At 66.6% G+C, this 12,814-nt stretch carries 11 protein-coding genes; all 11 read left to right on the forward strand.

The window, feature by feature from the left end:
- The first annotated feature begins 155 nt into the window (after positions 1-155).
- The 11 genes from dksA to pgi all read left to right on the forward strand — a co-directional run bounded on the left by dksA (position 156) and on the right by pgi (position 12,779).
- Complete coding sequence (gene dksA, locus BMY22_RS00080) at positions 156-596, forward strand: RNA polymerase-binding protein DksA (RefSeq protein ID WP_090618587.1); 441 nt, start codon at positions 156-158, stop codon at positions 594-596.
- A gap of 91 nt (positions 597-687) precedes the next feature.
- Complete coding sequence (gene gluQRS, locus BMY22_RS00085; protein ID WP_090618588.1) at positions 688-1,584, forward strand: tRNA glutamyl-Q(34) synthetase GluQRS; 897 nt, start codon at positions 688-690, stop codon at positions 1,582-1,584.
- Positions 1,585-1,673: 89 nt separating this feature from the next.
- A complete protein-coding gene (locus BMY22_RS00090) occupies positions 1,674-1,850 on the forward strand; it encodes a hypothetical protein (RefSeq protein ID WP_090618590.1) in 177 nt (58 codons plus the stop codon).
- A complete protein-coding gene (locus tag BMY22_RS00095; RefSeq protein WP_090618591.1) occupies positions 1,840-4,785 on the forward strand; it encodes a sensor histidine kinase in 2,946 nt (981 codons plus the stop codon). Before BMY22_RS00090 ends, BMY22_RS00095 begins: the two co-directional genes overlap by 11 nt.
- A gap of 22 nt (positions 4,786-4,807) precedes the next feature.
- A complete protein-coding gene (locus BMY22_RS00100) occupies positions 4,808-6,214 on the forward strand; it encodes a sigma-54-dependent transcriptional regulator (protein ID WP_090618593.1) in 1,407 nt (468 codons plus the stop codon).
- Between the two features lie 664 nt (positions 6,215-6,878).
- Complete coding sequence (locus BMY22_RS00105) at positions 6,879-8,267, forward strand: polynucleotide adenylyltransferase PcnB (protein WP_090618595.1); 1,389 nt, start codon at positions 6,879-6,881, stop codon at positions 8,265-8,267.
- Between the two features lie 2 nt (positions 8,268-8,269).
- A complete protein-coding gene (gene folK, locus BMY22_RS00110) occupies positions 8,270-8,782 on the forward strand; it encodes a 2-amino-4-hydroxy-6-hydroxymethyldihydropteridine diphosphokinase (RefSeq protein ID WP_090618597.1) in 513 nt (170 codons plus the stop codon).
- A gap of 82 nt (positions 8,783-8,864) precedes the next feature.
- Positions 8,865-9,665, forward strand: coding sequence for a 3-methyl-2-oxobutanoate hydroxymethyltransferase (gene panB / locus BMY22_RS00115; protein WP_090618598.1), 801 nt, complete (start codon positions 8,865-8,867; stop codon positions 9,663-9,665).
- Entirely contained in the window at positions 9,662-10,519 is an 858-nt protein-coding gene (panC, locus tag BMY22_RS00120) for a pantoate--beta-alanine ligase (RefSeq protein ID WP_090618600.1), read from the forward strand. The genes panB and panC overlap by 4 nt, the downstream gene beginning before the upstream one ends.
- Positions 10,520-10,610: 91 nt before the next feature.
- On the forward strand, positions 10,611-10,991 hold the full coding sequence (gene panD, locus BMY22_RS00125; RefSeq protein WP_090618602.1) for an aspartate 1-decarboxylase: 381 nt from the start codon (positions 10,611-10,613) through the stop codon (positions 10,989-10,991).
- A gap of 123 nt (positions 10,992-11,114) precedes the next feature.
- Positions 11,115-12,779 (forward strand): glucose-6-phosphate isomerase, encoded by a 1,665-nt coding sequence (gene pgi / locus BMY22_RS00130; protein WP_090618603.1) that lies wholly within the window; start codon positions 11,115-11,117, stop codon positions 12,777-12,779.
- Positions 12,780-12,814: the final 35 nt, after the last annotated feature.

Raw genomic sequence — 12,814 nt, forward strand, 5'->3', positions numbered from 1 at the left:
CCCCCACCGGACCGCTCTGGCAGCAGCCTTGGCAACGGAGAGTGGCGCAGCCCCATAGCTTCTGGTAAGTTCGGCCGCTTGCAGTCGCAGGGCCGACGGCGTCGGCAGGGAACAGTGCCTGCGTGTATGGATTAGAGAGAGCGAGGCGGTCATCCATGCCCACCAAAGCAAAGCAGAACAACCAACTGGTTCGCGGTTTCGAGCCCTACCCGGAAACTCCGGGCGAGGAATACATGAGCGACAACATGCGCGCTCACTTCGTCAATATCCTCAATAAATGGAAGCAGGAGTTGATGGAGGAGGTCGACCGTACCGTGCACCACATGCAGGACGAGGCCGCCAACTTCCCCGATCCCGCCGATCGGGCCAGCCAGGAAGAGGAGTTCAGTCTGGAACTGCGCGCCCGCGACCGCGAGCGCAAACTGATCAAGAAGATCGACGAAACCCTGCAACTGATTGAAGACAACGAGTACGGCTGGTGCGACTCCTGCGGTGTGGAGATCGGCATCCGCCGCCTCGAAGCCCGCCCCACCGCCACCCTGTGCATCGACTGCAAGACCCTTGCGGAGATCAAGGAAAAGCAGATCGGCGGCTGATCCGGTGTCCGGGGCGCCACGGCGCCCCGCGTCGCATCTGCAGCCCGGCCGGCTTCCGCCGCCCCGATCGGCAGCTCCTGCCGAGCGCCGCATGACCGCCTCATCTCCCTCCCCCTACGTCGGCCGCTTCGCGCCCACCCCCAGCGGCTACCTGCACTTTGGCTCGCTGATCGCCGCTCTGGCGTCCTATCTGGATGCACGCAATGCCGGCGGCCGCTGGTTGCTGCGCATGGAGGATCTCGACCCGCCCCGCGAGGTGCCGGGCGCCCAAGCCGCTATTCTCAAGACCCTGGAAGACTACGGTTTCGCCTGGGACGGGCCTGTCGTGCGGCAGAGCGAGCGTCTCGCACGTTACGGCGAGGTGGTCGAGCGCCTGCTCGAACAGGGCCTGGCCTATGCCTGCACCTGTTCGCGCAGGCAGCTGGAGGGATTCTCCGGGATCTACCCGGGCTTCTGCCGGGAGGCCGGGCAGGAGCCCCGCGACGCCGCCATCCGCCTGCGCGTGCCGGAGCGCGAATACGCCTTCGTCGACCGGGTGCAGGGCGCCTTCACCCAGCACCTCGGCCGCGAGGTCGGCGACTTCGTGATCCGCCGCCGCGACGGCCTCTACGCCTATCAGTTGGCGGTGGTCCTCGACGATGCCTGGCAGGGGGTAACCGACGTGGTGCGCGGTGCCGACCTGCTCGATTCGACGCCACGCCAGCTCTACCTGCAGAAACTGCTCGGCCTGCCCCGCCCGCACTACCTGCACGTACCGCTGATCGTCCAGACGGACGGCCACAAGCTGGGCAAGTCCTACCGCTCGCCCCCGCTGCCCGCCGAACGGGCCGGACCGCTGCTGCTGCGCGCCCTGCGCGCCCTCGGCCAGCACCCGCCGGCCGAGCTGGGCAAAGCCCGCCCGCGGGAACTGCTCGACTGGGGCATCGCCCACTGGGACGCCGGGCGCATCCCGCACTGCCGAACCCTGGCCGAGGCGGCACTGGACTGAGCAACCGGCAAAAGCACGCCGCCACGTTTGCGCCGGACCGTACATCCATTACCATCCGCAGCACTCACGTCCCATCAAAGGGAAACGCCATGTACATCTATCGGCTGGTCCTGCTGCTGGTGGTGGGAATCTACCTGTTCTCCCCCGCCATCATGGACTGGTGGATCGACCCCGACGGCGCCTGGTACCGCCCGTACCTGCTGTGGCTGATCCTCATCGTGGTGACCTTCATCCTCCAGAGCCAGCCCGACGCCGATGAGCTTTAGCCTGAGTGAACTGTTGCTGATCAGCGCCGCCTACCTGCTGGCTCTGTTCGGCGTCGCCTGGCTCAGCGAGCAGGGCCTGATCCCACAACGGGTGGTCCGCCATCCGCTGGTCTACACCCTGTCCCTTGGCGTGTACGCCAGCGCCTGGGCCTTCTACGGCGCAGTCGGCATGGCCTACCAGTACGGCTACGGCTTCCTCGCCTGCTACCTGGGAGTCTCCGGCGCCTTCATGCTGGCGCCGGTGCTGCTCTATCCGATCCTGCGCCTGACCCGTACCTACCAGCTGTCGTCCCTGGCCGACTTGTTCGCCTTCCGCTTCCGCAGCACCTGGGCCGGCGCACTGACCACCCTGTTCATGCTGGTCGCGGTGCTGCCGCTGCTGGCCCTGCAGATCCAGGCGGTCACCGACTCGGTGGGCATCCTCACCCAGGAGCCCGTGAAGGAGCGCGTGGCGCTGAGCTTCTGCGCCCTGATCATCCTCTTCACCATCCTCTTCGGCTCGCGGCACGTCGCCACCCGCGAGAAGCACCAGGGCCTGGTCTGTGCCATCGCCTTCGAGTCGCTGGTCAAGTTGACGACCCTTAGCGGCATCGGGATCTACACCCTGTACCGCGTCTTCGACGGCCCCCAGGGCCTGGAAGACTGGCTGCTGCAGCAGCGGGAAGTGCTGGGTACGCTGCATACCCCGCTGCAGGAAGGCCCCTGGCGCACCCTGCTGCTGCTGTTCTTCGCCTCGGCCATCGTCATGCCGCACATGTATCACATGGCCTTCACCGAGAACCTCAACCCCCGCAACCTGGCCAGCGCCAGCTGGGGCCTGCCGCTGTTCCTCCTGCTGATGAGCCTGGCGGTCCCGCTGATTCTCTGGGCCGGCATGCGCCTCGAGGTCGCCGCCGGCCCGGAATACTTCACCCTCGGCGTGGGCCTGGCACTGGAAAACGAGCCCCTCACCCTGCTGGCCTATATCGGCGGCCTGTCCGCCTCCAGCGGGCTGATCATCGTCCTGACCCTGGCCCTGTCGGGGATGACCCTCAACCACCTGGTGCTGCCGCTGTACCAGCCGCCGGCCGAGGGCAATATCTACAACTGGCTGAAGTGGACGCGCCGCGCCCTGATCTTCGCCATCATCGCCGCCGGCTACGCCTTCTACCGCCTGCTCGACGCCCGCCAGAACCTCTCCAACCTCGGCGTCACCGCCTTCGTCGCCACCCTGCAGTTCCTCCCCGGCGTGCTCTCGCTCCTCTACTGGCAAACCGCCAACCGTCGCGGCTTCATCGCTGGCTTGCTGGTCGGCATGACGGTCTGGCTGCTCGGCATGATGCTGCCCATGCTGGGCAACCTACAGGGCGTGCACCTGCCGCTGCTGAATTTCGTCTACGTGCTGGACGACACCGGCTGGCACCTGGCGGCAATCGCCTCGCTGGCCTCCAACGTGCTGGTGTTCTCCCTGGTGTCGATATTCACCGAACCGAGCGTCGAGGAGCGCAGCGCCGGCGAGGCCTGCGCCGTGGACAACGTGCGCCGGCCGCAGCGCCGCGAACTGCTGGCCACCTCCGCCCAGGCGTTCGCCGACCAACTGGCCCGCCCGCTCGGCGCGAAGATCGCCCAGCGCGAGGTCAAGCAGGCCCTGCGCGACCTGCATCTGCCGTTCGACGAGAGCCGCCCCTTCGCCCTGCGCCGCCTGCGCGACCGCATCGAGGCCAACCTGTCCGGCCTGATGGGGCCGAGCGTGGCACAGGACATCGTCGAGACCTTCCTGCCCTACAAGACCGCCAGCGAAGACTACGTCACCGAGGACATCCACTTCATCGAAAGCCGCCTGGAGGACTACCGCTCGCGCCTGACCGGCCTGGCCGCCGAACTCGACGCGCTGCGCCGCTACCACCGACAGACCCTGCAGGAGCTGCCGATGGGCGTCTGCTCGCTGTCCAAGGACCGGGAAATCCTCATGTGGAACCGGGCCATGGAGGAACTCACCGGGATTTCCGCCGAGCGCGTGATAGGGTCCTGCCTGGCGACCCTCGATGCCCCCTGGAAAGGCCTATTGGAAGGCTTCATCCAGCGCGCCGACGAGCATCTGCACAAGCAGCGGCTGTCGCTGGACGGCCAGGTGCGCTGGCTCAACCTGCACAAGGCGGCAATCGACGAGCCCCTGGCGCCGGGCAGCAGCGGCCTGGTCCTGCTGGTCGAGGACCTCACCGAAACCCAGCTCCTGGAAAACAAGCTGGTGCATTCCGAACGCCTGGCCAGCATCGGCCGCCTGGCCGCCGGCGTGGCCCACGAAATCGGCAACCCGATCACCGGTATCGCCTGTCTGGCGCAGAACCTGCGCGAGGAGCGCGAGGGCGACACCGAAGTGGGCGAGATCAGCAGCCAGATCGTCGACCAGACCAAACGGGTGACACGCATCGTCCGCTCGCTGATGAGCTTCGCCCATGCCGGCAGCCACAAGCAGGCCAGCGAGGAAGTATGCCTGGCCGACATCGCCCGCGAAGCCATCGCCCTGCTGTCGCTCAACCGCGAGAGCATCGAGGTGCAGTTCCTCAACTTGAGCGACTCCACCCACTGCGTGGTCGGCGACCCGCAGCGGCTGGTCCAGGTGCTGGTCAACCTGCTCAGCAACGCCCGCGACGCCTCCCCGTCCGGCGGTACCATCCGCGTGCGCAGCGAGGCCACGGAACACAGCGTCGACCTGATCGTCGAGGACGAGGGCAGCGGCATTCCCAAAGCCATCGTCGGCCGCCTGTTCGAGCCCTTCTTCACCACCAAGGACCCTGGCAAAGGGACCGGCCTTGGCCTTGCACTGGTCTATTCGATCGTGGAAGAGCATTATGGCCGAATCACCATCGACAGCCCGGCCGACCCCGAGCGGCAACGCGGGACCCGCATCCGGGTCACCCTGCCACGGCATGTCGATACGCCGCCGGCGCCGTGAGACCGTCGAGAGAACCCGCCCGATGCCACACATTCTGATCGTCGAAGACGAAGCCATCATCCGTTCCGCCCTGCGCCGCCTGCTGGAACGCAACCAGTACCAGGTCAGCGAGGCCGGCTCGGTGCAGGAAGCCCGGGACAGCTACAGCATTCCCGGCTTCGACCTGGTCATCAGCGACCTGCGCCTGCCCGGCGCGCCCGGTACCGAACTGATCCGGCTGGCCGAGGGCACGCCGGTGCTGATCATGACCAGCTATGCCAGCCTGCGTTCGGCAGTCGACTCGATGAAGATGGGCGCGATGGACTACATCGCCAAGCCCTTCGACCACGACGAGATGCTCCAGGCCGTGTCGCGCATCCTCAGCGAGCGCCGCCGGACGCCAGCGGAGGCCGCCTCCGGAGGACCGGCGGCGCAAGCCCCTGCCCCGGCCGAGGGCGAGATCGGCATCATCGGCTCCTGCCCGGCCATGCGCGACCTGTTCGGCAAGATCCGCAAGGTCGCCCCGACCGACTCCACGGTGTTGATCCAGGGCGAATCCGGCACCGGCAAGGAGCTGGTCGCCCGCGCCCTGCACAACCTGTCGAAACGCGCCAAGGCGCCGTTGATCTCGGTGAACTGCGCAGCCATTCCGGAAACCCTGATCGAGTCCGAACTCTTCGGCCACGAGAAAGGCGCCTTCACCGGCGCCATCGCCGGGCGCACCGGTCTGGTCGAGGCCGCCGACGGCGGCACCCTGTTCCTCGACGAGATCGGCGAGCTGCCCCTGGAGGCCCAGGCGCGCCTCCTGCGCGTGCTGCAGGAAGGCGAGATCCGTCGGGTCGGCTCGGTGCAGTCGCAGAAAGTCGACGTCCGCCTGATCGCCGCCACCCACCGCGACCTCAAGGGACTGTCCAAGATCGGCCAGTTCCGCGAGGACCTGTTCTACCGGCTCAACGTCATCGCGCTGAAGCTGCCGGCCCTGCGCGAGCGCGACGGCGACGTCCTGGAAATCGCCCGGGCGTTCCTGAAGCGCCAGAGTCGGCGCATGGAGCGCGGCGAGATGCACTTCTCCCCCGAGGCCGAGCAGGCCATCTGCCAGTACGCCTGGCCGGGCAACGTGCGCGAACTGGAGAACGCCATCGAGCGCGCGGTGATCCTCTGCGAAGGCCTGTCGATACCTGCCGACCTGCTAGGGATCGACATCGAGCTGGAAGACCTGGAGGACGAGGACTTCGCCGAACACCCCGGTCCGGATGTCGATACCAGCCACGAGCCCACCGAGGATCTCTCGCTGGAGGACTACTTCCAGCACTTCGTTCTGGAGCACCAGGACCACATGACCGAAACCGAACTGGCCCGCAAGCTCGGCATCAGCCGCAAGTGCCTGTGGGAACGTCGCCAGCGCCTCGGCATCCCACGGCGCAAGTCGAGCGCCCCCAGCAGCTCCTGATCCCTGCCCAGGTAACAGCCTGCCGAAGGCCGGCTGTTACCTTCGACCAAAGTGGTAACAGAAACCGGGTCGACAGGTAACCAAAGGTCGACTATCCGCTCCCAGCCCTTCAGCACAAAACAATTAAGTACATGTTTAATAAGGATTTTTAAAAACTGGCACGGGATCTGCCTTATTACTGACACAACAACAATAACAAGACGCAGCACTCAGAATAAGAACGATTGACACGACTCTAGCCTTACAAAAACAACGACGCGGAGACGGGGCCAACCGATTTTTTTGGAGTAGATACTTTGCCCACCGGGCACAGCCCGCAGCCAGACCGAGAACAACAAAACTGCCCCCAGGCAGCACCCGAACTGGTGGGTCGGCACGACCCAGGCAACATCAGCGACCAAAGAAATCCGTTTGCTATTGGCTCCCCATTGGGGGCCATCCCGGAGCCCACGGGCCAACCGGGACGGGCATACGACAAGAACAACACGCCCGGAAACAGAACAAGAACAAAGAACGCACTTCGATTGGAAAGGGAGCCTCGGCTCCCTTTCTGCGTTCGGCGGCTACTCCGGCTTCGTACATCCTTCGGCGCCGGTGCTAGAATCCGCAGCCATTCCGCGGTCAAGCTCATTCTGGCCGACCACTCCGTCAAGCAGTGACCCCGATGCTGAAGAAGCTGTTCAAGTCTTTCCGCCTATCCCTGAACCGCAGCCATCCGCGCAGCACTCCCGAAGTACTCGGCGGCCAGCAGCACCCGCTGCGTCGCAGCGACATCAGCCGCCATGCCGTCAACGTGGTGGAGCGCCTGCAGAATGCCGGCTACCAGGCCTATGTCGTCGGCGGCTGCGTGCGGGATCTGCTGCTCGACATCGAGCCGAAGGACTTCGACGTGGCCACCAGCGCCACCCCCGAACAGGTCCGGGCGGAGTTCCGCAATGCGCGGGTGATCGGCCGCCGCTTCAAGCTGGTCCACGTGCATTTCGGCCGGGAAATCATCGAGGTCGCCACCTTTCGCGCCCACCACCCGGAAGACGACGAGGACGACGAGGACAGTCACCTGGCGGCGCGCCACGAAAGCGGCCGAATCCTGCGCGACAACGTCTACGGCAGCCTGGAGGAGGATGCCCAGCGCCGCGACTTCACCATCAACGCGCTGTATTTCGACGTCACCCGCGAGCGCATCCTCGATTACGCCCACGGCGTGCACGACATCCGCAACCACCTGATCCGCCTGATCGGCGATCCCGAGCAGCGCTACCTGGAAGACCCGGTGCGCATGCTGCGCGCCGTACGCTTCGCCGCCAAGCTCGACTTCGACATCGAAAAGCACAGCGCCGCGCCGATCTCCCGGCTGGCGCCGCTGCTGCGCGACATTCCCGCGCCCCGCCTGTTCGAGGAGGTGCTCAAGCTGTTCCTGTCCGGCTACGCCGAGGACACCTTCGAGCTACTGCTCGAACACGACCTGTTCGCCCCGCTGTTTCCCGCCAGCGCGGCAGCCCTGGAGCGCAACCCAGGCTATGTCGGCCGGTTGATTCGCCAGGCGCTGGCCAACACCGACGAACGCATCGCGCAGGGCAAGACGGTGACGCCCGCCTTCCTGTTCGCCGCCCTGCTCTGGCCGGCCCTGCCGGCAAGGGTCCTGGCACTGCAGGAGCGCGGCATGCCGCCGATCCCGGCGATGCAGGAAGCCGCCCATCTGGTGATCACCGAGCAATGCCGGCGCACCGCCATTCCCAAGCGCTTCACCCTGCCCGCCCGGGAAATCTGGGACCTGCAGGAGCGCCTGCCGCGCCGCCAAGGCAAGCGTGCCGACCTGCTGCTCGAACACCCGCGCTTTCGCGCCGGCTACGACTTCCTCCTGCTGCGCGAGGAAGCCGGCGAGCAGACCGGCGGGCTGGGCGACTGGTGGACCGACTACCAGGAGGCCAGCGACAGCGAAAGGCGCAGCATGATCCGCGCCCTCGCCGGCAAGGACGACACCGTCGGCGCGCCGCGCAAGCGGCGCCGCAGCGGCGGGCGGCGGCAGCGTGGCTCGGGTGCGAACGGAGACTGAGCATGGAGCGCGTCTATATCGGCCTGGGCAGCAATCTGGCCGGCCCCACCGAGCAGTTGCACGCCGCCCTCACCGCCCTGCAGGAACTGCCGCGCACGCGCCTGGTGACGGTGTCCTCCTTCTATGACAGCGAGCCCCTGGGGCCGGCCGACCAGCCGCACTACGTGAATGCCGTCGCTGCGCTGGACTGCGCGCTGGAGCCCCTCGAACTACTCGACGCCCTCCAGACGATCGAGCGGGAACAGGGCCGGGTGCGCAAGGCGGAGCGCTGGGGACCGCGCACCCTCGACCTGGACATCCTACTGTTCGGCAACCGCCAGCTGCACGGAGAGCGCCTGACCGTCCCCCACTACCACCTCCATGCGCGCCCCTTCGTGCTCTATCCGCTGGCCGAGATCGCCCCCGGGCTGCGCCTGCCGGATGGCCGCTCGCTCGACGAACTGCTCGCGGCCTGCCCACTGCAGGGGCTGCACCGCCGTGCCGCCCCGGAGCCAGGCGGCCAAAGCACCAATTGACTTGAAGCCCCCCCATCTGGACTATAGGCCTCCCATTGCTCCGCACCGGTGCCCGCCGATGCCGACCAGGACGAAACCGAACATGCCCGATGTAACCCTGACCACCCTGCAAGGCCTCAAGCAGCGCGGCGAAAAGATCGCCATGCTGACCTGCTATGACGCCACCTTCGCCCAGACCGCCTGCCAGGCCGGCGTCGAGGTGCTGCTGGTCGGCGACTCCCTCGGCATGGTCCTGCAAGGTCATGACAGCACCCTGCCGACCAGCGTGGCCGACATGGCCTACCACACCGCCTGCGTCAAGCGCGGCAACCGTGGCGCCCTGGTGGTCACCGATCTGCCGTTCATGGCCTACGCGACCCTCGAGCAGGCGCTGGAGAGCAGTGCCGCGCAGATGCGCGCCGGCGCCCACATGGTCAAGCTGGAAGGCGGCGCCTGGCTGGGCGAAACCGTGACGCGCCTGGCCGAGAACGGCATCCCCACATGCGTGCATCTGGGCCTGACCCCGCAATCGGTGAACCTGTTCGGCGGCTACAAGGTGCAGGGTCGCGACGAGGGCCGGGCGCGCCAGCTGCGCGCCGACGCCGAGGCCCTGGAGCGGGCCGGCGCGGCCATGTTACTGCTGGAATGCGTGCCCAGCCCGCTGGCGGAGCAGATCACCCAGGCGGCCGGAGTCCCGGTCATCGGCATCGGTGCCGGTGCCGCCACCGACGGCCAAGTGCTGGTCATGCACGACCTGCTCGGCCTGTCCCTGAGCGGCCGCACACCGAAGTTCGTGAAAAACTTCATGGCCGGCCAAGAGAGCATCCAGGCGGCCTTTGCCGCCTACGTCAGGGCGGTCAAGCAAGGCGAATTCCCCGCAGCCGAACACGGATTTTCCGCATGATCACCCTCAAGACCGTCCGCGAACTGCGCGCCGCCATCGCCCACGCCCGCAGCGAAGGCAAGCGCATCGCCCTGGTGCCGACCATGGGCAACCTGCATGCCGGCCATATCGCCCTGGTGGAAAAAGCTCGCCAGCGTGCCGACTTCGTGGTCGCCAGCATCTTCGTCAACCCCCTGCAGTTCGGCCCCGCCGAGGATCTGGACAAGTATCCGCGCACCCTCGCCGCCGACCAGGAAAAGCTGCTCGAAGGCGGTTGCAACCTGCTGTTCGCCCCCGGCGTCGAGGAGATGTACCCGGACGGCATGCAGGGACAGACGCGCATCGCCGTCCCCGGCGTCTCCGAGGGACTCTGCGGCGCGACGCGCCCCGGCCACTTCGAGGGCGTCGCCACCGTGGTGACCAAACTGTTCAACATCGCCCAGCCGGACATCGCCCTGTTCGGCGAGAAGGACTTCCAGCAGCTGGCGGTGATCCGCACCCTGGTGCACGATCTCAACATGCCGATCCAGATCTTCGGCGAACCCACCGTGCGCGCCGCCGACGGCTTGGCGCTGTCCTCGCGCAACGGCTACTTGAACGACGAACAGCGGGGCGTGGCGCCGGCGCTGTACCGCATCCTGTGCGACACCCGTACCGCCCTCCTGGCCGGCGAGCGGGACTTCGCCGAGCTCTGCGCCAGGGGACGGGAAGCGCTGCAGCAAGCCGGCTTCCGCCCGGATTACCTGGAAATCCGCGAAGCCACCAGCCTGCGCCCGGCGAACGCCGAGGACTGCCGCCTGGTGGTGCTCGGTGCCGCCTACCTGGGCAATACCCGCCTGATCGACAACCTGAGTGTCGACATCGCCGGCGACTGAACGACTAAGGTCTGACGGGCCGTTTTCTTGATCACCCTATGCGGTTGAGGCAAACTCGGCCGCCGCTTGTGGAACCTGAAGAGGAATCGCCATGCATGCCATCATGCTCAAGGCCAAATTGCACCGTGCCGAGGTGACCCACTCGGTACTCGATTATGAAGGCTCCTGCGCCATCGACGGGGAATGGCTGGATCTGGCAGGCATCCGCGAGTACGAACAGATCCAGATCTACAACGTCGACAACGGCGAGCGCTTCACCACCTATGCGATCCGCGCCGAAGACGGCTCGAAGATGATCTCGGTAAACGGTGCAGCCGCGCACAAAGCTCAGAAGGGCGACCGCGTTATCATCTGCGCCTATGCCCACTACGGCGAGACGGAGCTGGCCAGCCACAAGCCGCGCATGCTCTACATGGCGCCCGGCAACGTGCTCAGCCATACCAGCAACGCGATCCCGGTCCAAGTCGCCTGAATCGCCCCGTGCCAGCTCCCGGACCTCCCCCTTTGGCAACGTCCGCCGCAAGCGTCTCCCCGAAAAGCCCGGCATGCTCCGGGCTTTTTGCTATCCGAACAGATTCAAAGGAAGCAGAATCCCATGTCGCACTACCAGCAACCTCTCGATATGACGACCCAGGCCTCGTGGGAGGCGCTGCGCCAGCATCGCCACGCCATGCAGTCCTTCAGCATGCGCGAGGCCTTCCAGAGCGACCCACAGCGCTTCAAGCAGTTTTCCCTGAGCAGCAGCGGCCTGTTTCTCGACTACTCGAAGAACCTGCTGACCCACGAAACCCGCGACCTGCTGGTGCGCCTGGCGCGGGAAGCCGGGCTGGAAAGGGCCATCCACGCGCTCTTCGAGGGCGAGGCGGTGAACGCCTCCGAGGGCCGTCCGGCACTGCACACCGCGCTGCGCCGCCCGGTCGGCGACCGCCTGCTGGTCGACGGCGTGAACCTGATTCCCCAGGTGCACCGGGTACTCAACCAGATGACCGAGCTGGTCGGGCGCATCCACGACGGGCTGTGGCGCGGCTACTCGGAAAAGCCCATCACCGACGTGGTGAACATCGGCATCGGCGGCTCCTTCCTCGGCCCCCAGCTGGTGTCCGAAGCCCTGCTGCCGTTCGCCCAGCGCGGCGTGCGCTGCCACTACCTGGCGAACATCGACGGCAGCGAGTTCCACGAGCTGTCCAGCCGCCTGCGCGCCGAAACCACCCTGTTCATCGTCTCCAGCAAATCCTTCGGCACCCTGGAAACCCTGAAGAACGCCCAGGCCGCGCGCACCTGGTACCTGGCCCAGGGCGGCACGGAAAGCGAGCTGCACCGCCACTTCATCGCCGTCTCCAGCAACGTCGCGGCGGCGGTGGCCTTTGGCATCCGCGAGGAGAATATCTTCCCGATGTGGGACTGGGTCGGCGGACGCTATTCCCTGTGGTCGGCGATCGGCCTGCCAATCGCCCTAGCCATTGGCATGGCCAACTTCAAGGACCTGCTCTCCGGCGCCTACAGCATGGATCAGCACTTCCAGAACGCCCCCTTCGAAAGCAACATGCCAGTGCTGCTCGCTCTACTCGGCGTCTGGTACGGCAACTTCTGGGGTGCGCAGAGCCACGCCATCCTGCCCTACGACCACTACCTGCGGAACATCACCCAGCACCTGCAGCAGCTGGATATGGAATCCAACGGCAAGAGCGTGCGTCAGGACGGCCGTCCGGTATCCTGCGACACCGGCCCGGTGATCTGGGGCGGCGTCGGCTGCAACGGTCAGCACGCCTACCACCAACTGCTGCACCAGGGCACCCTGCTGATTCCGGCGGACTTCATCGTGCCGGTGGTCAGCCACAACCCGGTCGCCGACCACCACCAGTGGCTGTACGCCAACTGCCTGTCGCAGAGCCAGGCGCTGATGTGCGGCAAGACCCGCGCGGAGGCCGAGGCCGAGCTGCACGCCAAGGGCCTGCCGGACGCGGAAGTGAAGCGCCTGGCGCCGCACAAGGTGATCCCCGGCAACCGGCCGAGCAACACCCTGGTGATGGAGCGCGTCAGCCCGCGGCGCCTCGGTGCGCTGGTCGCGCTCTACGAGCACAAGGTCTTCGTGCAGAGCGTCGTCTGGGGCATCAACGCCTTCGACCAGTGGGGCGTCGAACTCGGCAAGGAGCTCGGCAAAACCGTCTACCAGCGCCTGACCGGCTGCGACGAGGCGCCGGCCGAGGATGCCTCGACCCAGGGCCTGATCGACTACTTCCGCGGCCGTCACCGCGGCTGAGCCAGGCCGGCGCAGGCCCTGCCCGGCCTGCGCCC

Origin of the sequence: Azotobacter beijerinckii (assembly GCF_900110885.1) — a bacterium.
GTDB lineage: Bacteria > Pseudomonadota > Gammaproteobacteria > Pseudomonadales > Pseudomonadaceae > Azotobacter > Azotobacter beijerinckii.